Source organism: Bacillus sp. 1A (genome assembly GCF_052682215.1).
The window spans coordinates 5865116-5890616 of sequence record NZ_JBQYLZ010000001.1 but is presented as its reverse complement, the minus strand read 5'-3'; the positions used below and the strand labels follow the sequence as shown (position 1 = coordinate 5890616).

At 34.8% G+C, this 25501-nt stretch carries 23 protein-coding genes; 17 read left to right on the top strand and 6 right to left on the bottom strand.

What is annotated here, in order from left to right:
* Positions 1–163 precede the first annotated feature (163 nt).
* The 6 genes from bdhA (at position 164) to ACUN0F_RS30220 (ending at position 6450) form a co-directional block, all read left to right on the top strand.
* Positions 164–1216 (top strand): (R,R)-butanediol dehydrogenase, encoded by a 1053-nt coding sequence (gene bdhA / locus ACUN0F_RS30245; RefSeq protein WP_000645832.1) that lies wholly within the window; start codon positions 164–166, stop codon positions 1214–1216.
* Between the two features lie 118 nt (positions 1217–1334).
* Positions 1335–1679 (top strand): potassium channel family protein, encoded by a 345-nt coding sequence (locus ACUN0F_RS30240; RefSeq protein WP_445540690.1) that lies wholly within the window; start codon positions 1335–1337, stop codon positions 1677–1679.
* Positions 1680–1943: 264 nt separating this feature from the next.
* Positions 1944–2795, top strand: a complete 852-nt coding sequence (cerA, locus tag ACUN0F_RS30235; protein WP_000731008.1) for a phospholipase CerA — start codon at positions 1944–1946, stop codon at positions 2793–2795.
* A gap of 71 nt (positions 2796–2866) precedes the next feature.
* A complete protein-coding gene (gene sph / locus ACUN0F_RS30230) occupies positions 2867–3868 on the top strand; it encodes a sphingomyelinase C (RefSeq protein ID WP_000676775.1) in 1002 nt (333 codons plus the stop codon).
* Positions 3869–3976: 108 nt separating this feature from the next.
* On the top strand, positions 3977–5149 hold the full coding sequence (locus ACUN0F_RS30225; protein ID WP_445540689.1) for an amino acid deaminase/aldolase: 1173 nt from the start codon (positions 3977–3979) through the stop codon (positions 5147–5149).
* Positions 5137–6450, top strand: a complete 1314-nt coding sequence (locus ACUN0F_RS30220) for a D-arabinono-1,4-lactone oxidase (protein WP_445540688.1) — start codon at positions 5137–5139, stop codon at positions 6448–6450. Before ACUN0F_RS30225 ends, ACUN0F_RS30220 begins: the two co-directional genes overlap by 13 nt.
* Before the next feature lie 7 nt (positions 6451–6457).
* On the opposite strand, the gene ACUN0F_RS30215 is transcribed toward ACUN0F_RS30220, so the two are convergent.
* Complete coding sequence (locus ACUN0F_RS30215; RefSeq protein ID WP_445540687.1) at positions 6458–7609, bottom strand: VanZ family protein; 1152 nt, start codon at positions 7607–7609, stop codon at positions 6458–6460.
* A 172-nt stretch (positions 7610–7781) separates the two neighbouring features.
* Here ACUN0F_RS30215 and ACUN0F_RS30210 point away from each other — a divergent pair, with 172 nt between their 5' ends.
* On the top strand, positions 7782–7985 hold the full coding sequence (locus tag ACUN0F_RS30210) for a hypothetical protein (RefSeq protein WP_001268334.1): 204 nt from the start codon (positions 7782–7784) through the stop codon (positions 7983–7985).
* 112 nt (positions 7986–8097) lie between these two features.
* Here the strand turns inward: ACUN0F_RS30210 and ACUN0F_RS30205 are convergent, their stop codons facing one another.
* Together ACUN0F_RS30205 and ACUN0F_RS30200 are read right to left on the bottom strand one after the other, a co-directional pair.
* Positions 8098–8910 carry an undecaprenyl-diphosphate phosphatase gene (locus ACUN0F_RS30205; protein ID WP_044791332.1) on the bottom strand — a complete coding sequence of 271 codons (813 nt, stop codon included), beginning with the start codon at positions 8908–8910 and terminating at the stop codon, positions 8098–8100.
* Positions 8911–9042: 132 nt separating this feature from the next.
* Positions 9043–9723: a methyl-accepting chemotaxis protein gene (locus ACUN0F_RS30200; protein ID WP_445540857.1), complete on the bottom strand. Its 681-nt coding sequence runs from the start codon at positions 9721–9723 to the stop codon at positions 9043–9045.
* Between the two features lie 484 nt (positions 9724–10207).
* On the opposite strand from ACUN0F_RS30200, the gene ACUN0F_RS30195 reads away from it, so the two are divergent.
* The 5 genes from ACUN0F_RS30195 to ACUN0F_RS30175 all read left to right on the top strand — a co-directional run bounded on the left by ACUN0F_RS30195 (position 10208) and on the right by ACUN0F_RS30175 (position 14274).
* Positions 10208–11470, top strand: coding sequence for a 3D domain-containing protein (locus ACUN0F_RS30195; RefSeq protein ID WP_193673801.1), 1263 nt, complete (start codon positions 10208–10210; stop codon positions 11468–11470).
* A gap of 112 nt (positions 11471–11582) precedes the next feature.
* Positions 11583–11801, top strand: coding sequence for a helix-turn-helix transcriptional regulator (locus ACUN0F_RS30190; RefSeq protein ID WP_141542835.1), 219 nt, complete (start codon positions 11583–11585; stop codon positions 11799–11801).
* Positions 11794–12267, top strand: coding sequence for a hypothetical protein (locus ACUN0F_RS30185; RefSeq protein WP_001977888.1), 474 nt, complete (start codon positions 11794–11796; stop codon positions 12265–12267). Before ACUN0F_RS30190 ends, ACUN0F_RS30185 begins: the two co-directional genes overlap by 8 nt.
* A 116-nt stretch (positions 12268–12383) precedes the next feature.
* Positions 12384–13016 (top strand): class A sortase, encoded by a 633-nt coding sequence (locus tag ACUN0F_RS30180; protein WP_327987989.1) that lies wholly within the window; start codon positions 12384–12386, stop codon positions 13014–13016.
* Positions 13017–13155: 139 nt separating this feature from the next.
* Positions 13156–14274, top strand: coding sequence for a YHYH domain-containing protein (locus ACUN0F_RS30175; RefSeq protein ID WP_445540686.1), 1119 nt, complete (start codon positions 13156–13158; stop codon positions 14272–14274).
* A 30-nt stretch (positions 14275–14304) separates the two neighbouring features.
* Here the strand turns inward: ACUN0F_RS30175 and ACUN0F_RS30170 are convergent, their stop codons facing one another.
* The gene (locus ACUN0F_RS30170; RefSeq protein WP_445540685.1) at positions 14305–15690 is read right to left on the bottom strand and encodes a peptide MFS transporter; all 1386 of its coding nucleotides are present in this window, start codon (positions 15688–15690) and stop codon (positions 14305–14307) included.
* A 252-nt stretch (positions 15691–15942) separates the two neighbouring features.
* On the opposite strand from ACUN0F_RS30170, the gene brnQ1 reads away from it, so the two are divergent.
* Both brnQ1 and ACUN0F_RS30160 read left to right on the top strand, forming a co-directional pair.
* Positions 15943–17244 (top strand): branched-chain amino acid transport system II carrier protein BrnQ1, encoded by a 1302-nt coding sequence (brnQ1, locus tag ACUN0F_RS30165; protein ID WP_327974817.1) that lies wholly within the window; start codon positions 15943–15945, stop codon positions 17242–17244.
* 135 nt (positions 17245–17379) lie between these two features.
* Entirely contained in the window at positions 17380–19101 is a 1722-nt protein-coding gene (locus tag ACUN0F_RS30160; protein ID WP_445540684.1) for a DUF2339 domain-containing protein, read from the top strand.
* A gap of 35 nt (positions 19102–19136) precedes the next feature.
* On the opposite strand, the gene ACUN0F_RS30155 is transcribed toward ACUN0F_RS30160, so the two are convergent.
* Together ACUN0F_RS30155 and ACUN0F_RS30150 are read right to left on the bottom strand one after the other, a co-directional pair.
* Complete coding sequence (locus ACUN0F_RS30155) at positions 19137–20684, bottom strand: DNA-binding protein (protein WP_000791525.1); 1548 nt, start codon at positions 20682–20684, stop codon at positions 19137–19139.
* A gap of 181 nt (positions 20685–20865) precedes the next feature.
* Positions 20866–22257: an amino acid permease gene (locus tag ACUN0F_RS30150; RefSeq protein WP_445540683.1), complete on the bottom strand. Its 1392-nt coding sequence runs from the start codon at positions 22255–22257 to the stop codon at positions 20866–20868.
* 280 nt (positions 22258–22537) lie between these two features.
* Between ACUN0F_RS30150 and ACUN0F_RS30145 the strand changes: the two genes are divergently transcribed.
* The 3 genes from ACUN0F_RS30145 (at position 22538) to ACUN0F_RS30135 (ending at position 25426) form a co-directional block, all read left to right on the top strand.
* Positions 22538–23830 (top strand): NCS2 family permease, encoded by a 1293-nt coding sequence (locus ACUN0F_RS30145; protein ID WP_000487200.1) that lies wholly within the window; start codon positions 22538–22540, stop codon positions 23828–23830.
* Positions 23831–24008: 178 nt separating this feature from the next.
* Positions 24009–24272 carry a MerR family transcriptional regulator gene (locus tag ACUN0F_RS30140; RefSeq protein WP_000816201.1) on the top strand — a complete coding sequence of 88 codons (264 nt, stop codon included), beginning with the start codon at positions 24009–24011 and terminating at the stop codon, positions 24270–24272.
* The gene (locus ACUN0F_RS30135; protein ID WP_063535666.1) at positions 24269–25426 is read left to right on the top strand and encodes an RNA-guided endonuclease InsQ/TnpB family protein; all 1158 of its coding nucleotides are present in this window, start codon (positions 24269–24271) and stop codon (positions 25424–25426) included. The genes ACUN0F_RS30140 and ACUN0F_RS30135 overlap by 4 nt, the downstream gene beginning before the upstream one ends.
* Positions 25427–25501 lie beyond the last annotated feature (75 nt).

Here is a 25501-nt window from a genome sequence, read left to right as displayed (position 1 = left end):
ATTAACAGATGTGGAAAAAAGTACAAAGTGACAAAACATTGAACGTTATTTGTTAAAATTTAGTGGAAATGAGATTGTTTTTTTGAAATATATGGATAGAAGTATTATAATAGATTTGTAAACTTCACCAGGTTAAGTATATACGTAGAGAGGGATGTATAAAATGAAAGCATTACTTTGGCATAATCAACGCGATGTACGAGTAGAAGAAGTACCAGAACCAACTGTAAGACCAGGAGCAGTTAAGATTAAAGTGAAATGGTGTGGTATCTGCGGCACAGACTTGCATGAATATTTAGCAGGACCTATTTTTATTCCAACAGAAGAGCACCCATTAACACACGTAAAAGCACCGGTTATTTTAGGTCATGAGTTTAGTGGTGAGGTAGTTGAAATCGGTGAAGGCGTTACTTCTCATAAAGTGGGAGATCGCGTCGTTGTAGAACCAATTTATTCTTGTGGTAAATGTGAAGCTTGTAAACATGGACATTACAATGTTTGTGAACAACTTGTTTTCCACGGTCTTGGCGGAGACGGCGGCGGTTTCTCTGAATATACAGTAGTACCAGAAGATATGGTTCACCATATTCCAGATGAAATGACGTATGAACAAGGTGCACTTGTAGAACCAGCAGCGGTAGCAGTTCATGCAGTACGTCAAAGTAAATTAAAAGAAGGGGAAGCTGTAGCAGTATTTGGTTGTGGTCCAATTGGACTTCTTGTCATTCAAGCAGCTAAAGCAGCAGGAGCAACTCCTGTTATTGCAGTAGAACTTTCTAAAGAACGTCAAGAGTTAGCAAAATTAGCAGGTGCGGATTATGTATTAAATCCAGCTACTCAAGATGTACTAGCAGAAATTCGTAACTTAACAAATGGTTTAGGTGTAAATGTGAGCTTTGAAGTAACAGGTGTCGAAGTAGTACTTCGTCAAGCGATTGAAAGTACAAGCTTTGAAGGACAAACTGTAATTGTTAGTGTGTGGGAAAAAGATGCGACAATTACGCCAAACAACCTTGTATTAAAAGAAAAAGAAGTTATCGGTATTCTTGGATACCGTCATATCTTCCCAGCTGTTATTAAATTAATTAGCTCTGGCCAAATTCAAGCAGAGAAATTAATTACGAAAAAAATCACAGTGGATCAAGTTGTTGAAGAAGGATTTGAAGCACTTGTAAAAGATAAAACACAAGTGAAAATTCTTGTTTCACCTAAATAATAGGGAATAGTAAAAAGTAGCCCTTTTCTAGAAATAGAAGAGGGCTACTTTTTTTCTATACAGAAAGGTGATAGACTTTCCTTTAACTACAGGGATTTTGTTTGGAAGGGGAAGTCGAATGCTTTCATTTATGTTGACATTGAAACGAATGCTAAAAGCTTGTTTACGAGCGTGGAAAGATAAAGAATTTCAAGTATTATTCGTATTAACATTTTTAACATTAACATCTGGTACGATTTTTTATAGTACAGTTGAAGGATTACGTCCTCTTGACGCTTTATATTTTAGTGTGGTCACGTTGACGACTGTCGGTGATGGGCAGTTTAGTCCTCAAACTGATTTTGGAAAGGTATTTACGATAATATATAAATTTATAGGGATTGGATTAGTGTTTGGATTTATTCATAAGTTGGCAGTTAATGTACAACTGCCAAGTATATTATCGAATAGAAAAAAAGAGTAAAGCATGTGGATGCTTTACTCTTTTTTTACATTAGTTTAGACAATCATTCGTAGTAGCTTAACAATACTTTATTACAATATAAGTGCATTCATTCATTATATTCACTATGTATAAAGTTATAATGATATGAACATTTGCATATTTTAATTTATTGATAGAAATTTCATGAAAGGTGGGATATTCTAGTCATAGGTTAACCGGACGATATCATAGGATCCTAACAAAAAGTTTACAATAATTCAATTATAAAATGGAGGATTTCAGATGAAAAAGAAAGTACTTGCTTTAGCAGCAGCTATTACATTAGTAGCGCCGTTACAAAGTGTTGCATTTGCTCATGAAAACGATGGGGGAAGTAAAATAAAAATAGTTCATCGTTGGTCTGCTGAAGATAAACATAAAGAAGGCGTAAACTCTCATTTATGGATTGTAAACCGCGCCATTGATATTATGTCTCGCAATACAACACTTGTAAAACAAGATCGAGTTGCACAATTAAATGAATGGCGTACGGAATTAGAAAATGGTATTTATGCTGCTGACTATGAAAATCCTTATTATGATAATAGCACATTTGCTTCACATTTCTATGATCCAGACAATGGAAAAACATATATTCCATTTGCAAAGCAGGCAAAAGAAACTGGCGCTAAATATTTTAAATTAGCTGGTGAATCATATAAAAATAAAGATATGAAACAAGCATTCTTCTATTTAGGATTATCTCTTCATTATTTAGGAGATGTAAACCAACCGATGCATGCGGCAAACTTTACAAATCTTTCGTACCCACAAGGATTCCATTCTAAATATGAAAACTTTGTAGATACGATAAAAGATAATTATAAAGTAACGGATGGAAATGGATATTGGAACTGGAAAGGTACAAATCCAGAAGAGTGGATTCACGGAGCGGCAGTAGCAGCGAAACAAGATTACGCTGGCATTGTAAATGATAATACGAAAGATTGGTTCGTAAAAGCAGCTGTATCACAAGAATATGCAGATAAATGGCGCGCTGAAGTTACACCAATGACAGGTAAGCGATTAATGGATGCACAACGTGTTACTGCCGGATACATTCAGCTTTGGTTTGATACGTACGGAGATCGTTAAGTATTAAAAAAGGTCAAATCTCACAATAGAGTATTTGGCCTTTTTATAACTAATACGTGGAGGTATGAAACGTGAAAGGAAAATTGCTAAAAGGTGTACTTAGCTTTGGGATTGGTTTAGGAGTTTTATACGGAGGATCTTCAGCTCAAGCAGAAACGTCTACAAATCAAAATAATACTTTGAAAGTGATGACGCATAACGTGTACATGCTATCAACAAATTTATATCCGAACTGGGGACAAAGTGAGCGTGCTGATTTAATTGGGGCGGCAGATTATATAAAGAATCAAGACGTTGTTATATTAAATGAAGTGTTTGATAATAGCGCATCAGATCGTTTGTTAGGGAATTTGAAGAAAGAATATCCAAATCAAACAGCGGTATTAGGTCGTAGTAACGGAAATGAATGGGATAAAACGTTAGGTAGCTATTCATCTTCAACTCCTGAAGATGGGGGCGTTGCAATCGTGAGTAAATGGCCGATCGTTGAAAAGATTCAATATGTATTTGCAAAAGGATGCGGGCCAGATAATTTATCGAATAAAGGATTTGTATACACGAAAATTAAGAAAAATGATCGTTTCGTTCATGTAATCGGGACGCATTTGCAGGCTGAAGATAGTATGTGCGGGAAAACTTCACCTGCATCTGTACGTACAAATCAGTTAAAAGAAATTCAAGACTTTATTAAAAATAAGAATATACCAAATGACGAGTACGTCCTATTTGGTGGTGATATGAACGTGAATAAAATAAATGCAGAGAACAATAGTGACTCAGAGTACGCATCCATGTTCAAAACATTGCACGCTTCTATTCCATCTTATACAGGACATACAGCAACTTGGGATGCGACGACAAACAGTATAGCAAAATATAATTTCCCTGATAGCCCTGCCGAGTATTTAGATTATATTATCGCAAGTAAAGACCATGCGAATCCGTCATTTATAGAGAATAAAGTATTACAACCGAAATCTCCACAGTGGACTGTTACATCATGGCTTAAAAAATATACATATAATGATTACTCTGATCATTATCCAGTAGAGGCAACTATTTCTATGAAATAGTCCTAAAAAAGTTTCTTCTTAATAGGAAGAAACTTTTTTATTTTGTAGAGGAAATTTCAACTTTCTTTCCAATATGTATAAGACATATTGAAAAGAGGAGAGAAAAATGTGGATCGAGGAATTTTTAAAGAGGTTCCATTACCGTGTGCATTTTTGGATGAAGTGGCTTTAGATGGAAATATTCAATCGATTATAGAATTAAGTAGGAATAAGAAGATTCGTATAGCGAGTAAATCGTTACGCTCTGTTCCAGTTATGCAAAAGATTTTAGCTACAAATGATCGATTTCAAGGTATTATGTGTTTTTCACCTAGAGAGGCTTTGTTTTTAATTAAACAAGGATTCAATGATTTATTGCTCGGATATCCTGCTTATGATAAAAGGGCTTTACATGAAATAAGTTTGCTAACAAAGCAAGGCCTCATTATAACTTGTATGGTGGATTGTGAAGACCATATTGTTTATTTAGAAAAAATTGCTGAGGAGTCTAAAGGGTGTTTTCGTGTTTGTTTGGATATTGATATGAGTAGTCGTTTTTTTCAATTTCATTTTGGGGTAAACAGATCACCGGTAAAAGATGTGCAAGGTGCTTTGAAAATAGTAAAAAGGGTAAAAGAATCATCATTTTTAATACTAGATGGTGTAATGGGATATGAAGCTCAAATTGCTGGGGTAGGAGATCACATACCGAATCAAAGAGTGAAAAGTAAAGTAATTTCGTATTTAAAGAAGAAGTCAGTGTTAGAAGTTAAAGAAAGAAGAGGACATATCGTAAAAGAAATACAAAATCTAGGTATTGAACTAAGGTTTGTAAATGGGGGAGGCACAGGAAGTATAAAAACAACTGAGCAAGATAATTCAGTTTCAGAGATTACAATAGGTTCTGCTTTTTATGCCCCGAAGCTGTTCGATTATTATAAAGAGGTGCAATTTCATCCAGCTATCGGATTTGCTTTACCAGTTGTGCGTAAACCAGCCCCGTTTATTTACACTTGTTTAGGTGGTGGATATATTGCCTCAGGTGCAATCGGGAAAGATAAAGAACCTGAGATTTGGAGACCAAATGGTGCCAAACTATTAGCTTTAGAAGGCGCTGGCGAAGTGCAAACACCGATTTTTTATAACGGTAAGGAACGAGTAGAGATAGGAGATTCTATCTTGTTTCGCCATAGTAAAGCTGGAGAGTTATGTGAGCGTTTTCCTTTTTTATATCGTGTGAAAGAAGGAGAGATTGTTGGGGAGTATTCAACATATCGGGGGGATGGCCAATGCTTTCTATAAAGGGACAAAAATGGAGAAATTGGACAGGGAATGTAGAAGGAACGCCGCATTATACGATGTATCCAGAAAGTATACAAGATGTAGTAGAAGTTGTAGAGCTTGCTCGAAAAAAAGGGAAGAAAATTCGTGTTGTCGGTTCAGGACACTCGTTTACACCTCTTGTGCAAACGGAAGAAATTTTAGTTTCTTTAGATGAATTGAAAGGTATTTTGGATATGGATGCAGAGAAGATGGTTGCCGAAGTATGGGCAGGAACAAAGTTACATGATTTAGGGAAGTTACTTGAAGAAAAAGGTTATGCACAAGAAAATTTAGGGGATATTGATTCGCAATCGATTGCAGGAGCGATTAGTACAGGGACTCATGGAACGGGTATTACCTTTGGAAGTTTATCAACACAAGTTATAGAGATTACCGCAGTTTTATCTACAGGTGAGAGTATAGTTTGTTCGGAAACTGAGAATGTGGAATATTGGAGAGCCTTTCAGTTGTCGCTTGGAATGTTAGGTATCATTGTAAAAATAAAATTGAAGGTTATTCCAGCCTATTCACTCGTTTATAAAAGTGAAAAACAGTCATTATCTACTGTAATGAACAAGCTAGAAGAATATAAGAAGAATCGCCATTTTGAATTTTTCGTTTTTCCTTATTCAGATGAAGTACAAGTGAAATTTACAAATGAAACAACGGGTAAAAAAAGTGACTTGAAATGGCATAAACTAAAGGTAGAGTTGCTTGAAAATAAGATGTTTTCTTTGCTATCTAAAGGATGTAAATGGTTTCCTTCTATAAGTAAAGGAGTAAGTCGATTATCGGCTAAAGCTGTACCGAATACAAAGATAGTTGGTCCGAGTTATGAAGTATTTGCTACGTCGCGTGCGGTTCCATTTTATGAAATGGAGTATAGTGTTCCTTCAAAGTATATGCGGGCTGTTGTAGAAGATATTTCAAACCTTATTGAAAAGAAAAAGTATAAAGTGCACTTCCCAATTGAATGCCGTTATGTGAAAAGGGATGATATATGGCTCAGTCCAGCGTACGGAAGGGATTCAGCGTATATTGCCGTTCATATGTATAAAGGTATGAAGTATGCTGCTTATTTTGGTGAGGTGGAGAAAATTTTTCTAAAGTATGAAGGGCGCCCGCATTGGGGGAAAATGCATACGTTAACGTACGAAAAATTACAAAATATATATCCAGAAATGCATTCGTTTCTAAAGGCGAGAAAGTTACTAGATGAAGCAGAAATGTTTTCAAACCCTTACACAGAAAAATTATTTACGATTATGAAAAAAAGCTGACAAAGTATTACTTGTCAGCTTTTTTTAGTATAATCGCATTTCTTGTTTGACTAATGCGCTCGTAAAATAGTAACTTATCACGACTAAATACATGTAATAAAACATGAATAATAAATAGACCGTTAATTACAAATTGGAATAATAGTATAACTAGTAATACTAAAGGCTCTGTATGATTTAAGATAGAGCTACTCGAAAGAATATAATTGATTCCGCCTAAAATGAAATAGAATATCCCGTAACGAATGAATAATTCTTTTAGTGTAATACGCTCAGCTTGTCCTTTAATGTAAATCCGAAGCAACGCTTTTCCTATTGTTCTTCCATTCGTAAAGTATGGAATGATAATAAAGTAAATGAAGATTGAACATGTAATGAAAAGGAGTTCGTATACATTTGTATAAGATTGGATGTTAGCGATAAATAGTGAATTTCCTTTATTTTTAATGAAAGGTACAACGATAGATAAGAAAATCCAATCAATTTGCATAGCGATGAGACGACGAATGAATCCGACTGGTTTCGTTTCTAAATCAATATGAATATCTAATTCGCTTGTTTTCGGAAGGAAGTACGTAAAGATTGGTGCAATGATAAAACCAATTACGCCGCCTAGCGTGTTTAAAAACAGATCGTCAATATCAAATAAGCGGTATGCACAATTATAAATACCATATAATCCAGTTACTTGTGTTAATTCAAAGAATAGTGAAAGACAAAAAGAAATACACACTGTTTGTAAGAAGCTACGTCGGAAATAATAACGTAAGTACATACCGAACGGAACGGTTAGTAAAACGTTAAAAGCGACTTGTAAAAACGCAGATTCCTTTAATAAATAGAAGTACGTAGCTGGCTTCGTTAAAATCGCCGAGGTATGATTACTAATCTCTTGTATGAAATAAAATGGCGAGAGTTGCATATGTTGCGTATTAGCCGGTTGTAAGCTACAAGTATCATACGTTTGTGGTAACGGCAAAATCACAAGGAAATAGGCATTTAATAAGTAAAGTAATAATGAATATAAAATAAATGAACGCCATTTATTCAAATAACCGTATTTGCGGTAATTAAATATTAAAAAAGGGATTAATAGAAACATTGCTAAAATAGGAAATAAAATAAATGCTGTTTTTATTGGAAATAAATATGCAGTCAAAATGAAGCTCCTTTCAATGGAATTTCGTTTATCATTATAACGTTAAAAGAACCTTAAAACAAAATTAAAATATTTCGAAATAAAAAAAATTTCAAATTTAAACGGGGTTAAGTTATACTAAATTTAATATAAGGATATTGTGATTATTATAAGTTGAGAGAGGGTACAAGATATGCGATATGAGCTTTTTTCTGTAAGTGGGGATCATATTACAACTTTTGAAAGTACATGGCGTTTTCAGGAGGGAGAACAGATTTTTGTTCATGATGATCAAACAAAACGAAATTTTATTATTATCCGCCTAACGCATGATGTATTTCAACAAAATAAACATGTTATTCGTTTGTATTGTCAAGAAAAGAAAGTATACGCATAAAAGGGACCCCTCTTACTGTACAGAAAGAGGGGATTTATCATTATAAAGATATAAAAAAGCGAGTCATCCTAGTTTAATAGAATGACTCGCTTTTCGCTTTGTAAGTTTCACTTTATAAGAAAATAAGAGTAAGTACACCTACGATAATACAATAGAAAGAGAAATATTTTAAATTTCCTTTTGCCATAATGTTCATAAACCATTTTAATGAAATGTACGTCATGATAAATGTTGCGATAAACGCAACGATATATGGCACGAATAATGTGTCTAGGTTTGGATCTTTTGCAATGTCTGTAATACTTAGTAATAAACCACCTAAGCTAACAGGGATATATAGTAAGAATGAGAAACGAAGAGCTGTTTCTTGCTTCATACCAAGTAACATCGCTGCGACGATTGTTGCACCTGATCGGCTTATTCCAGGAATTAATGCGCAAGCTTGTGCTAATCCGACAATAATTGCATCTTTCATAGAAAGATCGCCATCATTTTTACGTCCACGTAAGTTTCTAATAATCCAAAGGCCGACAGCAGTAATAAGAAGGGAAATCCCAACCATTTTCACACCTTTTAAGTACTGGTCGATGTAATCTTTAAATAAAACACCGATAACACCTGCTGGAATGGTCGCAATAACAAGGTAAATAATAAAGAAGAAATCTGATTTTGCGTCCTCTGCTCTTGTAAAGATATAAGATAGACCATTCTTCGTTAGACGAATTAAATCATTTCTATAAATAAGTAATACAGCTAATAATGAAGCTGAATTAACAAGTAGTTCGAAGCTGAACCCTTCTATTTTTAGTCCTAGCAAATGTTGTGCTAAAACGAGGTGACCACTTGAAGAAATCGGAATTGGTTCTGTTAGCCCTTGGAACAGACCGAGAATTAAATATTTTAAAATGTAGTGAAATTGTTCCATAATAACCTCCTTGTTTATTAGTCGAAAGAAACAACTTGTCCATTATAACAAAGATACGGATGAATATTGAGAAGAAATAAATATTCGAAATATAATAAAAATCCCTTATAAAAGTATAAGGGATTTTTATTATTAATGAGAAACTACTGTTTCTTCAAGACTTTTCGTTAATTGAATATCGACTTTCTCAGCATCATGAATGTGATTCATAATAGTAGTATTTAACTTTTGGAACATTTGTTGTGTATTAGCGAATTCACGTAATATATCATCATTACAAGATTTTTGGTTTTCGATAGCTTTAATAACATTGGTAGCACCGTTTTGTAACGTTTGAATCATAATTAAAATATTTTCGATTCTAGCGTTTGTATCGGCACTCATTTCTACACCTTCATCGACTAAATGTAAATTATCTTTTGTGTTATCGTATGCTTTTTCAATTTCTTCTTGAATTTTTTTCGTTAAGTTGCCTATGTTTTTTGTACTTTCCGCTGTACTTTCTGCTAGTTTTCTTACTTCATTAGCAACGACAGCGAATCCTTTACCGTGCTCTCCAGCACGCGCAGCTTCAATACTCGCATTTAAAGCAAGTAAATTTGTTTGTGCTGCAATGTTTTGAATGACTTCTACAATTTGCTCGATTTCTTTTGAACGTTCACTTAAATGATTCATACTGTTAGACGTACGCTGAGATTGTTCACCTAATTTGTTAATTACAATAAGTAAACGGTGAACAGATTCTTTACCTTCATTAGAACAGTCAATAATTTCTTCAATAGATTGAATTAAGCTTTGTTCTTTTTGTAACATTTCGTTATTCAATTCATTGGAATGTGTCGTGCGTGTTGAAACATTTTCGAAACATAAGTTTAATTGTTGAACTAAATTTTGAAGTGTATGGTGCTGGCTATTTACAAGTTTATGTTCTTGAACAACGCTTTGTACACGATCGTGGATAGAAGAAATAGTCTCTTGTTGTTCGATATCCTTTTGTTTTAATTCTGCTTCTAGTTCTTGTATACGACTTTCTAATTGATCAATTTTATGTTGGAGTGATTTCTTTTGAGTAAACATATATTTATTTCAACCGCCTTTAGAAGTTATATTTTCTCTATATTTGGATTTTAGCATCTTTTATAATTTTTAAATATAGGAATTGTTAAATATTTAAGAATCTATTACATTTTATGCATAATTCCCTTTTTTTCGTCATGAAAAATAAACTGTATTTAATGGTATTGTAAACAAACTGTAAAATAAATCATGTATAACTGTATAAGAAGGGAGTCGGATTATGAACTATTTTAAGCGAATCAGTAGTCTAGTATTAGCAGGAATTATAGGTCTTTCTAGTACAGTCGCTGTAAAAGCAGAGTCAAACGACGAGAAACTTAACAACATGCAACAGCAATTACAGCAAAACGATGCAGATATGCAAAAGAAAGAGCAAGAGAAGCAAGCTGTTAATAAAGAAATTAAAGGTATCGAAAACGAACTACATAATTTAAATAATACAATTGCAAAAAATAAAGAGGATCAAGCTGCTATTCAACGTAAAATCGATGAAACACATAAGCAGATTGAGCAAAAAAAGAATGAAATTGTCGTTTTAGAGGATAAAGTCCTTGCTCGTAAGGATATTATGAGAAAACGTATGGTTTCTGTTCAAAACAGTTCAAATACAAGTTTAGTAGTAGAAGTTGTAGTAGAGTCAAAAAACTTTGCAGATTTCTTACAACGTATGAACGCAGTTTCTACTATTCTAGAAGCAGATAAAGAAATTTTACGTCTACAAGAACAAGATCTTCGTCAAATTGAAGAAGATAAGAAAACAATTGATGAAAAAGAAGCATCTTTAGTAGTAGACAAACAAAAATTAGCAAAAGCACAAGCTGAGTTGCAAGATAACTTGAAAAAACGTCAAGCTAACTTACAAACAGTTCAAGATAAATATAATCAGGTTGCAAGCCAACTTAATTTAGCAGCAGAAGAGAAAGCTAAAATTGAGTCAAATATGAAGGCAGTGCAAGAAACAATTGCTCGTGAGCAAGAAGCAGCAAGAATTGCAGCAGAAGAGCGTGCGAAAGCAGAAGCAGCTGCAAAGGCTGAGCAAGAAGCTTTAGCTAAGGCACAGGCGGAAGTTGCTGAAAAGAAAAAGCAAGAACAAGCTAGTAAACCAGCCGAACCTGTTGCTAATAATAATTCGAAGGTAGAACCTGCACAACCTTCTAAGCCAACTGCTGGTGGAAAAGAACTTTATGTACATGCAACAGCGTATACAGCAGACCCAGCTGAAAATGGTTATGCAGCAGGTCAACAAGTATATTCTGCATGGGGAGGCTATAATTTAACTGCAAACCCAGGAATGAAATTAATTGCGGTAGATCCATCTGTTATTCCATTAGGTTCTCGCGTATATGTTGAAGGATACGGAGAAGCAATTGCAGCAGATACTGGTGGCGCGATTAAAGGTCACAAAATTGATGTTTTAATGCCGGATAAAGCTTCGTCTAGTAATTGGGGCAGAAAAAATGTTAAGCTTACAATTTTAAATTAATACGTAATCCAACTTTACAATACGTAAAGTTGGATTTTTTTATAAAAATAATGTTAAGTTGAGTTTACATTTTGTTAAGGAAAGCATACAATGAAATTGGGAGGTGGTAAATTTGTCCATTTTAAATAGAGTGAAGGAATTAAGAGCTCGATTTAATTTTTCGCAAAGTGTATTAGCAGAAAAGGTTGGAGTGACGAGACAAACAATCGCTGCAATTGAAAAAGGTGATTATGTTCCTTCATTGTTATTAGCACTTACGATTTGTGATGTATTCGAGTTAAAGATGGAAGATGTGTTTGTTTTAAATAAGGAGGGGGAAGAGGATGAATAGACTTGTATTTTCTTATATGTTAAATGTACTTTTAATGGTATTAGCAGGTTGGGCGTTTATTGAGTTGTATTATTTTACTATCGAAGTTGCTAACTTTATTCAAACGGAGAGAGTACCATTTGAAATTTCATTGAGTTTAATGCCGCTAACATTACTATTAATATTTAGTATTGTATCGACTATTCTTTATAAAATTCAAAAGAAAAAATATAAAAAGCTCTCGTATTGGATGTTTCCACTATTATTTCCTCAAGAAGATGAACGAGAAAAGGCAATTACAGAAAAAGCTTGTCGTACTACATTTATGTCATTATGGTACGTGTTGCCTTGTGCGGTTGGTTTTTTAACTCTTTCTCCAATTGCTAATCTATATATTCCTGCATATCCGGTATATATTGCATTTAGTATTTTCTTTATTCAAATGACGATTTTCCACGTATCCTTATATCGAAATAAAATCGCTTAAAAAGAAACCTTCTTGCATCGGCAAGAAGGTTTCTTTTTAGCTTATACTTGTACATATAGCAATATTATCTTATCATTTTATATAGAGTAAGATTTTGTATGGGAAAGGAATTGTATATGAATAAGCAAAGAATTTATAGTATAGTAGCAATCCTTCTATTTGTTGTAGGTGGTGTGTTAATCGGAAAGCCATTTTATGATGGATATCAGGCTGAAAAGAAACAGACTGAAAATGTGCAGGCTGTTCAAAAGATGGATTATGAAAAACATGAGACGGAATTTGTAGATGCTTCGAAAATTGATCAACCAGACTTGGCGGAAGTAGCGAGTGCATCATTAGATAAGAAACAAGTAATTGGTCGTATTTCGATCCCGAGTGTTTCATTAGAACTTCCTGTTTTAAAATCTTCTACTGAGAAAAACCTATTATCAGGTGCAGCAACAGTAAAAGAAAATCAAGTAATGGGAAAAGGGAATTATGCATTAGCGGGACATAACATGTCTAAAAAAGGTGTTTTATTTAGTGATGTAGCCTCTTTAAAAAAAGGCGACAAAATTTATTTGTATGATAATGAAAATGAATATGAATATGCGGTTACTGGTGTATCTGAAGTAACTCCTGATAAATGGGAAGTTGTAGAGGATCATGGGAAAGATGAGATAACACTTATTACATGTGTATCTGTGAAAGATAATTCTAAGCGTTACGTTGTTGCTGGTGATTTAGTAGGAACGAAGGCGAAGAAGTAAAAAAGAAGGTCAGCTCTTTAAAGAGTTGACCTTCTTTTTTACTAATGTTGAGAAATAATAGAATATTTTAGTTAGTATTTAAGTATTTTTCTATTTATGTATAATAAAGTTAGAATTCAAGATTTTGGGAGGAACAAGAGTGAAACAACAGGTGAAGAAACTTCTTTTAACAACAAGTGTAGCGTTATTGGTAGCTCCAATTTCAGCCTATGCGCATCCAGGGCGTACAGATGCTAATGGGGGACATACGTGTCGGACAAATTGTGAAAAATGGGGATTACAGTACGGGGAATATCATTATCACAATAAACCAGCTTCTAGTAGCGGTGCAACGAATCCAGCTCCTAGCACTAATAATGGTGCTGTAGAAGCTGAAAGACAAGTAGAAGCGCAGCGCAATGCTGAGGCTGAAAAACAACGTGCCGCAGAGGCGCAGCGTAAAGCTGAAGAAGAGAGACAACGTGTAGCGGAGGAACAAAGAAAAGCAGAGGAAGAGAGACAACGTGTAGCTGAAGAGCAAAGAAAAGCAGAAGAGGCACGTAAGCGAGAGGAAGCACAGCGTCAAGCTGATATGGAAAAAGGGCAGCTTGAGGGGCAAAAAAGTGGAGAGACTGATTTTAAAGCAGGGAAAAATGATAGGGAATCACATTTAGCTGGAAAATCAGATACATATAAAGAAGCATTCAAAACTGCATATGCTGCATCTTGGTCTTTAGAAGAGCAGAAGAAAACGCATTTTGAAAAAGGAAAAGAGCAAGGTTTAGCACAAGAGACGATGGAAGATAGTCAAATTGCTCCGGAGTTTAAGCCGAACTTTGCAGAAGGTTTCCAAGTAGGGAATAAAGAAAGAACAGAAAAAATTGAAAAAGAGCAAGCTGAACTAGGGGAAAAGGCAGGTAAGGAACTAGCCGGAAAGAACCCTGGAAATAGAGAGAAAGATGTGTACGTGAAGGCGTATGAAACAGCTTATGAAAAGGGCTATAAGTCTACAAAAAAAGCAGTAGAAAAGGCTGGCTATAAGTATGCATTTGAAAACTATGATTTGAAAGTTCCTGCTAAGTATGAAAAAAATGAATCGTTAAAGAAATGGTTTATTGAAGGATTTAAATCAAATAAAAAAGCAGCAGAAATTAGAGAAGAAGGATATAAAAAAGGAGACAGTTGGCTTGCATTCTTCTATAAGAATTTTGTGCCAAGTGAATATAAAGAACATAAAGAGCTGTACGAACAAGCGATAGAAAAAGGTAAGAATGCATAAAAAAAGATGAGGGGAATCCCTCATCTTTTTTTAATCCATCCATTTCACTAATTTCTTAGAAATTAGTAATAAAACACAACCTAATACAATTGCTACAGCTCCGATTACTGTAAATACTTCAGCATATCCAAGTGAAGTTGTGAAGCTTGCAAGTTGTCCGCCTAAAATGTTAGCAATTCCTGAGCTTGCTAACCATACTCCCATTAATAAAGAAGCAAGTTTTACTGGGGCAAGTGCACTAACCATTGATAGTCCAACAGGTGATAAGAATAGCTCACCTAACGTATGGAAAAGATACGTAAAGACGATAAATAGTAAGTTTGCTTTTTCTGTAATGTTATGTTCATCACTACCTGTTTTTAATGTAGCGATAACGAGAATGATATAACCGATACCAAGCAAGATCATACCAAGTCCCATTTTAGTTGGGATTTTTAAATCCCCGCGCTTGCGAGTTGCAAGTTTTGCCCATAATGCTGAAATGACTGGAGCAAGTAAAATAATAAATAATGGATTGACCGATTGGAACCAAGATGTTGGAACTTCCCATCCGAACACAGAGCGGTCTACAAATTTGTTTGTATATAATGTTAAAGAGCTACCAGCTTGTTCAAAGCCAGCCCAGAAGAAGACAACGAAGCATGTTAAAATGACGATAACTGCGGTACGTTGTTTTTCTTTTTTTGTTAACGGTGTATCTCCTACTGATGGTTGTCCATCTGTTGTTTGCAAATCACGAGTTGGTCTTTTACCGATATCACCAAGGAAGCGATTTGATAATGTTGTAAATAAAATTTGTCCAATGATCATTCCAATTGAAGCGGCTAAGAAACCGTAACGGAATCCAAAGTGAACAACGCCATCCACTGTTGTTTTGAATAAATTTTCTGATAAAAATCCGCAAACGAGTGGAGCTAAAAATGAACCGACGTTAATACCCATATAGAAAATCGTAAATGCACTATCACGTTTTGGATCGTTCTCTTCGTATAATTCCCCAACCAGTGTAGAGATGTTCGGTTTGAAAAATCCGTTACCGATAATAATAAGCGCTAATCCGAGGTATAGGCCGACTTGGTTTTGCATGGCAAATAGTGTAAGGTTACCGATTGCCATTGTTATACCACCAATTGTGATCGCTTTTCGTCTACCTAGGAACCGGTCTGTTAAGTATCCACCAATCATTGGTGTGAAATAACAGGCTCCAGTGTAAAATCCGTAAATGGAGAGTGCCCACGCAGGACTAAACCCAAGACCACCGCTTACTAAAGCTGTCGTTAAATATAATGTTAATAATCCTCGTAATCCATAGTAACTAAATCTTTCCCACATTTCTGTAAAGAAGAGTAAGTATAAACCTGGAGGATGTTTCTTTTTTCTTTGTTGTTCTCTTTCTAGTTGTATCGTTGATTCCATGTTATTTTCCTCCTGACACAAACAAAAACAAAGTTAATAATTTTGTACATTTAATATTTTACCTTATTAACTATTATAAGTCAATAAAGGTTGATTTTTCAGAAGAAATTGGAAAAGAGGGATAGCTATAGAATGGGTGTTTCTTTTATGTTAGACTATGGACTATGTTTTCTTTGTTAGGAAGCGGATTATTGCACTTTTTTATATGTGAAATTGATTTCATAAAAGATGAAATTAAAGAAGGAGAAACAAATGAAATTGTTACAGAAAAAAGAAATTTTACTGATTAGCCTTATGTTATTCTCGATGTTCTTTGGAGCAGGGAATCTTATATTCCCACCTTTCCTTGGGTATGAAGCAGGAGAACATGTGTGGATTTCATTAATAGGATTTATTATATCAGCAACAGGTCTTCCTATATTGGGTGTTATCGCTATTGCGAAAGCGGGAAGCTTTCAAACGTTAGCGGGTAGGGTTCATTCTTCATTCGCCATTATTTTCCCTTGTATCGTGTATTTATTTATTGGACCAGGTCTTGGTATACCACGTGCAGGAAGTTTAGCTTTTGAAATGGGACCAGGTCAGTTCTTCACGGAATTGGGAAGTGTAGTTTTATTATGTTACACGGTTATTTTCTTTAGTATTGTGTACTGGTTAAGTTTATCACCGTCTAAATTAATGGGGTTGTTCGGGAAAGTTTTAACACCGTTATTATTAGGTATGATTGCCCTTATTTTTATAAAGAGTATGTTTACATCAGTAGGCAGTGTGAAAGAGGCTGCTGGAAACTATGGACAAGCTCCTATGTTCCAAGGCTTTTTAGATGGATATTTAACAATGGATGCGCTAGCCGCTTTAATTTTTGGGATTGTTATTGCAAATGCTCTTCGTGCAAAAGGTGTTGAAGATGATAAAGGTTTAGCGAAATATATGAGTATTGCTGGAATTGGTGCAGGACTTTTATTATCTATTATTTACATCATACTTGGATATGTTGGTTCAATTAGCGGTTCGTTAGGTACATTTGATAATGGGGCGAACGTGTTAGCGCAAGTTATGACTACATTATTTGGACAAGGCGGGGTCGTTTTATTAGGTCTTATTTTTACGATCGCGTGTTTATGCGTTTCAATCGGGCTTGTTACATCTTGTAGTCAATTTTTCGCAAGTGCATTTCCGAAAGTAGCGTATAAAGTTTGGGCATTTATATTAAGTTTTGCTAGTATGATTTTAGCTAATTTAGGATTAACGCAAATTTTAAAAGTATCAGTACCGATTCTTGGATTTATTTATCCAGTTGCATTAACACTCATTATTCTAGGGTTATTCCATAAATATATTGGAAAGTATGCATACGTATATGCAGTAACTGTTGGGATTGTAGCAGTATTTAGTGCAATTGATATTTTCAATAAAAATGTGATGATGAATCAGTGGACGCCAATATTGAAATACATTCCGTTTTATACAGAAGGTGTTGGATGGATTGTTCCAGCTATTATAGGTGTTTGTATAGGCGTTATCGTGAGTAGCGTTCTAAATAAGAATAAATGAGTAAAAAGGTGTTTTCCTATTTCGGAAAATACCTTTCTTTTTTTGGAAAAATGGTATTGAAAATGAATAGACTAAGAGTATGATAAAGATAATTGGTAATATATAGATTTCGAATGAATGATGAGGGGGGAGCGTATGAAGGAGGATTTAAATAAGAAAATAGAAGCGCTCGAAACGGCAATTGAAACAATTCAAGAAGCGCTTTTTGAATTGAAAGCAAAACAAAAAGAAATAGAAGTAGAAAATGCTCAGCGACATGTTAGTAAAGAAAAGAAAGAATATATTGAAACGGTGATGGAGGAAAAGCAAAAAGAAGAAGTAGTTACAATAAAAGAGCCTGTACAAGAACGTGAGGTAAAACAAGTGGATATATCTGCTTTTAAACCAGAACCATTTAATATTATTAAGTTTTGCCAAACTTGGTTACCACGCATATTTGTCGGCATTATGTTACTTGGAGTAATCTGGTTATTTAAAGCAGGGGTAGATGCTGGGTTATTAACACCTGCAATACGAATTGTGTTTGGTATTGTCCTATCAATCGGTTTTTATTATATAGGTGATATTCAAATTAAACGAGAGCGGCAAGCGTTGGGTTTAGTATTAGCAGGAGGAAGTATTACGGGTATAGTTTTAACAACATTTGCGGCGCATTATTTATATGGGTTTATTCCAGCAAGTGTTGCGTTTGTATGTAATATTGCATGGGTCATTTTAGGTATTTATGTAGCGAAGAGGTATCAATCGGAATATCTTACTATATTCGTAGCCGTAGGAGCTTTCTTCGTGCCATTCTTATTAAATAGTACGACTCCTAATCCATATATTTTCTTTGGATATGAGACGATACTAACACTTAGCTTATTATGGTATGCGTTGAAAAATCGTTATCAGTATTTATATATGATTTCTTATGCTGTTGCTGCTATTGTCCTTTTTGTTTTCTTTGCTATTATGTCAATGTTAGTAGAGGATTTGCAAATACAGTTAACGGTTGTTTATGGTTTGATTCACTTACTATTATTTTGGCATATGTTTACGGAGAGAAGCTTTATATTAGAGCCACGCTTGGCGATATTTAGTGCGAATGCAGTTTTCTTTATATTAGCCATTTCAAAAATACCTGAATTTACAACATGGGGATTAATGATTAGTGCACTCGTTCACGCTACGATGTTCGTGTTTGAATATAGAAAAAATAGGCATTCTTCATTTACAAATCTTTTATTTGGTTTCGCAATGGGTGCATTTAGTTTAGCGATTTTATATGAGTATAGTTTAGTGAATGCAGCGATTGTATTATTATTACAAGGTTTTCTCGGTATGGTGACTGCTATTAAAGTAAAACAACAAATAAAATTATATGTTAGCGCGACGATTTACGCGATTGGAATGATACAGACTATTTTTAGCCCGTTCGATCATTTTGTTTCAGCTGGGTTTGTTGCTCATATTATTTTAATAGGTACATTTTATTACTGCATGAAACGAGCGAAAGATGTATTAACGAGCTTTGGAAAATATGTTTATTCTATAGCACTCTATTGGTTTATGGTTATCGTATTTATTGCAATTACTAGAGTCGGTGAAGTGCTGTCTACAGATGGAAGTATAATAAGCGTATCTGTATCGTTATTATGGATGGTATATGCATTATTTGCCGTTTGGCTTGGAAGGAATAAAAATATGAATGAAATATTGTATGCCGGCTTAGTCGTGTTAGTCGTAACGATAGGGAAGCTATTCCTTCTGGACTTACCAGAAGTATCGATGATGATCAGGGCTGTGCTATTCTTAATTGTAGGTAGTATAGGTATCGTTATTTCAAGAATGTTTTTCTCGAAAGAAGAGAAGTGAGAAGAAGGCAATCCGCATGCGGATTGCCTTTTTCATCATTTCTTATTAATCGTTACAGCCTCACTATATTTCGCTGTTGTATTTTGGCGTAGACGAAGTGTTGCTTGTCCAGTTGTATTTGAATCAAGTTGTACGTTCACAATTTTTTCAGCAGAACCAAAGCTGTTTGTTGTGAATGAGAAGGCGCTACTATATCCGAAAGTAGATGGCCAAGTGCCGTTTGTATTTTGGACTTTTGCTACTTGTGTTCCACCAGTCGAGAAGATACCTAAAGAATAGTTATTATAAGTTGTATTAGGTAATAAGTTGTTTACTTGAATCTTTATTTGGAACACTTCATTGTTTGGTAGAATGCTAGGGCGTGTAATCACATAATCATTTGCTGTTACGGCGCCGTTATATCCGTATGAACCAGATTTAAATGTATTTGTATTAAACCATTGGTAACCCGCGTTTGGTGCACTCCAAGGTTCTGGTTGTGGCTCTGTTGATAAGCTTGGTTGTTCAAATGTTTGTAAAGCAGTAGGTGAATCAAGTTGTAAACCGTTTACTTGATCTAAGCTTGTAAATGTTTCTTTATTCGATAGCCAATTTACGATATTTTCTAGTAAGATAGCATCGTTTTCTTCTTTATATCCATCGTAAGTTTTCTTTGTTTGGCCAGAATCTTCACGAACGTATTTTGGCGATGCATCTTCAACTGGAGAAGAATCACCGATAAAGGCAGCTTTTCCAAGTCCTACTTTTGCGATTGCAGCATATGGACCCTCTGCAACGCCACCGCCGTTATAAACACCACTATCAACAGCGTTATTCCATTTTGACGGATTTTCTGGAAGATAAACAAGTCCTTTTGCTAGTTTTGGATTTGTAATTGCTAGAGTAGAACCAGCATGCATTGCTACCGATGAAACACCTTTTGTAATTCCGAATGATTGTTCAGGCGAAACAATGTTTTTAGCTGAAACATCACCAAGTGCATTGTAACGGAAGCGAATACCGAAATTATTAGATAGCCAATCGGAACTTTCTACTCCTTGCATAGCTTGTGAGTTTGCTTCTTCGTTAGACATTCCTTTTGCGGGATTTTCCCAAGCACCGCGTCTATATCCATTAAATACTTCAGAAGAGTCCCAGCGATTTTTATTACGATCTGCATTATAATGATCGGCAATGAAGAAGATACTGCCGCCATTTTTTACATATTGTAACATTGCATCTTGTTCAGATTTTTTGTAAGGAATATTTGCCTCTGGAACGATAAACACGTTGTAATTTTTTAAGTCGTCGTATGTAATAGGTGTTGATTTACGAAGTTCTTTTACATGATATCCATTTTGGGCAATGCCGTTTCCGAAATCAGAAAAGCCGCCATCAATAACCCAGTCAGCTGTCCCTGCAGTTTGACCGTGCGTATTATCAAATAATACTTTCTTCCCATTGTTTTGATTTACAACCTTTGCAGCAATTTCTGGAGCTGGGTCTACAGAGCTTTCGGCATAAGTAGACGGTATGAACGAACTCCCCATACTAAGTGTAATTGCTGTTGCTAAAGAAAATGTAATCCATTTTTTATTCTTCATAGAAGAATCCCCCTAATAATAAATATATGTGCTTTAATAATGTAATTTATTTTTCTGAAAAAATAAAGACGGAAAACGTAAAAAATATTAAAAAATTGTAAAAATACCGTGAATTTTGTTGAGAAATATTTATATAGACAATAAAAAATCCCTTCCAATTAATAAGGAAGGGATAGCTTGTTTAACTAATCTTTGAATTAGGTGTTTCATCAATCTTATGAAATCCTTTCATATAATACACGATAGCTAAGCCAATAAGCCAAATAGGACCAACAATCAATGCAATTCTTGTATCTTCTGAATACGCCATAATACCTAATACGAGTGCAAGGAAAGCGAGTGAGAAATATGAACTGAATGGATGTAAAGGCATTTTATATGTTAGCTTGTCCTTTTTATCAGTTTGCAAACCTTTACGGAATTTAATTTGAGCGATTAAAATGATCCCCCAAGTCCAAATTGCCCCGAAAGTTGAAATACTAGTCAGCCATGTAAACACTTTTGCGGGCACAAGATAGTTTAATATAACACCAACGAGTAAAACGATAGCTGTTGCTACAATTCCTTGACTCGGAATACCGTTTTTATTTAAACGACCGAATCTTTCAGGAGCTTTCTTTTGTTGTGCCAATGTAAATAGCATACGCCCTGTACTAAATAAACCACCGTTACAAGAAGAAAGTGCAGCTGTTAATACGACAAAGTTAATAATACCTGCTGCTTTTGCAATGCCGATTTGTTGGAATGTTAATACGAATGGACTTCCTTTCTCGCCAAGTTCATTCCATGGATAAATTGCCATCATAACGAATAATGCCCCGACGTAAAAGATTAGGATTCTCCAAAATACGTTATCGATAGCTTTTGCGAGTGTTTTCTTCGGGTTTTGAGCTTCACCAGCTGTAACACCAATTAGTTCAACGCCTAAATAAGCGAATAATACCATTTGTAAGGAGAGTAGTAATCCGGAAAATCCATTTGGGAACCAGCCACCATGTGACCAAAGATTTGAAATACCAGTAGCGATACCACCATTTCCGAATCCGAATAAAATAATGCCAGCTCCAACTACTATCATACAGATAATTGTGACAATTTTGATGAGAGCAAACCAAAACTCAAGTTCTCCAAATACTTTTACTGATAAGAAGTTGAAAGCGCTCATTAATAATAGAGCGAGTAGTGCCCAAGTCCAGCGCGGGATATCTGGGAACCAGTACTGCATGTAAATGCCAGCCGCCGTAATTTCGGCCATACAAGTAACAACCCATAAGAACCAGTAGTTCCAACCAGTAATATAGCCAGCAAGTGGGCCGATATAATCATTAGCGTATTTACTAAAAGAACCGGCAACCGGTTGTTCAATTGCCATTTCTCCGAGCGCTCGCATAATGAAAAAAATAACGAGTCCAGCGATCATATAACCTAGTAAGATGGAAGGACCGGCTAGTTTAATAGCAGAAGCGGATCCTAAAAATAGTCCAACGCCAATAGCTGAACCGAGTGACATTAAAGTAATATGTCGTTCTTTTAAACCTCGATTTAAAGTTTCAGATTTGTTTGTGTGCTGCATAAGAAGAATCCTCCTTGTAGAGTGAACGATATTTGAATGCGTTTACTAAATATTTAACTATTTCAAATTATAAAACATTTCTATCTGTTATGCTACAAAAATAAACATGATTAACTGTACTACATCTGTACTTGTCAGACTTAAACTTAAAATTCGAACTATTAGTGAATATATTGACTCTTCTTTTTATTGATTGTTAAGATTAAGTATTATATTTTCTCACATACTAGTAAGAAAAGAATATGTGATAATAATTCAGATGTAGGAAGGGTACATAACCATGTTTCAATTACAAAAATATAACACTTCTGTGAAGCAAGAGCTTTTAGCTGGCATCACAACTTTTTTTACATTTGCGTATATTCTTGTCATCAATCCGAAAATATTATCTGATGCAGGTGTACCATTTGATCAAGCTTTTACGGCAACTATTATTGCGACTGTTATAGGGACGCTATGTATGGCGTTTTTAGCTAACTATCCAATTGTTATTGCTCCAGCTATGGGAATGAATGCGTATTTTGCTTATTCTGTTGTTCAACAGGCAGAGGGGATTACATATGTCATTGCGTTTTCAGCAGTATTTGTAACAGGTATCATTTTTCTTTTATTATCTTTCACTTCATTTAGGCAAAAGCTAATTGTCGCAATTCCTGATAGTTTAAAACATGCAATTGCAGGTGGAATTGGACTATTTATTGCTTTTATTGGATTACGCCTTTCTGGAATTATCGTTGATCATCCATCTAATTTAGTTACGATTGGTGATTTTCATTCTCCAGCCGTTATTTTAACTTTAATTGGTTTAATATTAGCGGCGGTATTAATGGCATTACGTGTGAGCGGTGCATTATTTATTAGTATGATTGTGACAGGAGTTATCGCCTTCTTTACAGGGCAATTGAAGTTTACGGATAAAATTGTTGCGATGCCTCATTTACCAGAGGGAATTATCGTTTCAAACCCAATCAATGCTTTTTCAGATGTAATTGAATACGGATTATATGGTGTTGTATTTTCATTTTTACTTGTACTGTTATTTGATACAACAGGTGCATTACTCGGTTTAATTAAACAAGCGGGTTTAATTACAGATAATACAGAGAAACGTTTTGGTAAAGCGTTTATTGCAGATGCAATTGGTGGGACTACAGGTTCTATCTTTGGAACAAGCCCAACAGCAGCGACGATTGAATCGTCAGCTGGTATTGCTGCAGGTGGTAAAACAGGATTAACAGGTATTGTAGTTGTCGGTCTAACGATTATAACGGCATTCTTCAGCCCTGTGATTGCTTCTTTATCAAGTGTAGCCGCTATTACAGCTCCTTCATTAATTATTGTAGGTAGCTTAATGGCGCAAAGTCTTCGTGATATTAATTGGAATGAATTTGAAGATGCATTACCAGCATTTTTAATTTTTATTGGTATTCCGTTAACGTCTAGCATTGCGAATGGAATTGCAATTGGATTTTTAGTGTATCCAGTCTTAAAGATTGTGAAAGGGAAAGGGATGGAAGTACATCCGTTACTATACTTATTTACAATTTTATTTGGATGTCATTTATTCTTATAATATAGGAGAGGGGGCTTCTTATGAGGGGCTCCTTTTTTGTGTATAATAAAGTGAAACTTAAATTAGCAACGTAAAATATAAATTGCTTATTGGAATATATATTATAATAAGGGTGGAGGAGAAAGAAACAGTAAACAAAAACATAGACAAAAGTAGGCATATATAGTGAAAAGTAATTATGAAACAATATAAACCGAAAGAATTTTCAGAAATGCTTAATGTCTCTGTTAAGACATTGCAAAGGTGGGACAATCAAGGTGTTTTACCTGCTTACCGAAACCCAAAAGGAAGAAGATATTATACAGAAGAACAGTATAAGAAATATATGGGTATTCAAGAAGAACTTGTTCAGGATTTAATATCTATCATTCATGTATTTAGCTGTAGAATATATGGGTTGAGAAAATACAAAAAGAAAATGTCGGAGGATGAAGACTTATGAAAAGAGCATATTTAATAGAAATCAAACCGACAACTGAACAAATTAGTAAAATCCGTCAAACTATTGGGGTGTGTCGATATGTATATAACCTGTATATCTCTAAAAATAAAGAGGTATATGAGTCGGAGGGGAAATTTCTTAGTGGTTATGACTTTTCCAAATGGTTAAACAACATTCATACAAAAGAGTGTGACCAGTGGATTAAAGAAGTGTCGAGCAAAGCGGTAAAACAAGCGATTATGAATGGAGATAAAGCTTTTAAGCGGTTTTTTAAAGGTTTATCTAAGTTTCCACGATATAAAAAAAAGAAGAAGCAAGATGTGAAGTGCTACTTTCCGAAAAACAACAAAACAGATTGGACAGTAGAAAGACATAGAGTAAAAGTCCCTACAATTGGTTGGATAAGGTTAAAAGAGTATGGATATATTTCAAAAAATACAACTGTAAAAAGTGGTACAGTATATCAAAGAGCAGGAAGATACTATGTGTCTATACTCTGTGAAGTGAAAGAGGTAAAACCAAATGCAACTCTCAATACAGTAGGTCTAGGAATTGATTTGGGAATTAAAGACTTCGCTGTACGTAGCGATGGAAAAACTCACAAAAATATAAATAAAACAGTACAAGTAAAAAAGATAGAAAAACGGTTAAAACGTGAACAACGCTCTTTATCACGCAAATTTGAAAATATAAGAAAGAGAGGTGAACAACCTGTTACTAATAAAAGAGCGAATATAAACAAAAATATTCTTAGGGTGCAACAACTACATGCTAGGCTAGCAAATATTCGATTAGCGTATGTAAAGTCTATTGTAAATGATGTGGTGAAAACCAAGCCAACGTTTATTGTAGTAGAAGATTTGAATGTGAAAGGTATGATGAAGAACAAACATCTATCTAAAGCTGTAGCGCAACAATGTTTTTATGCTTTTAAAACATGGTTATTAACGAAATGTAGGGAATATGGAATTGAACTACGGCAAGTGGACAGATTCTATCCATCTTCTAAAATGTGTTCATGTTGCGGTCAAAAAAAGTCGGATTTAAAGCTGTCTGACCGAGTATATACATGTGAATGTGGCAATGTAATAGATAGAGATTTAAATGCGTCAATCAACCTTTTACAAGCAAAAAAATATACAATACTAACGTAAATAGATTGTATATATGTACGGTGGGCTACATCGGAATTTACGCCTGTGAAGTGTCACAGCAAACTGTAGTAGCAA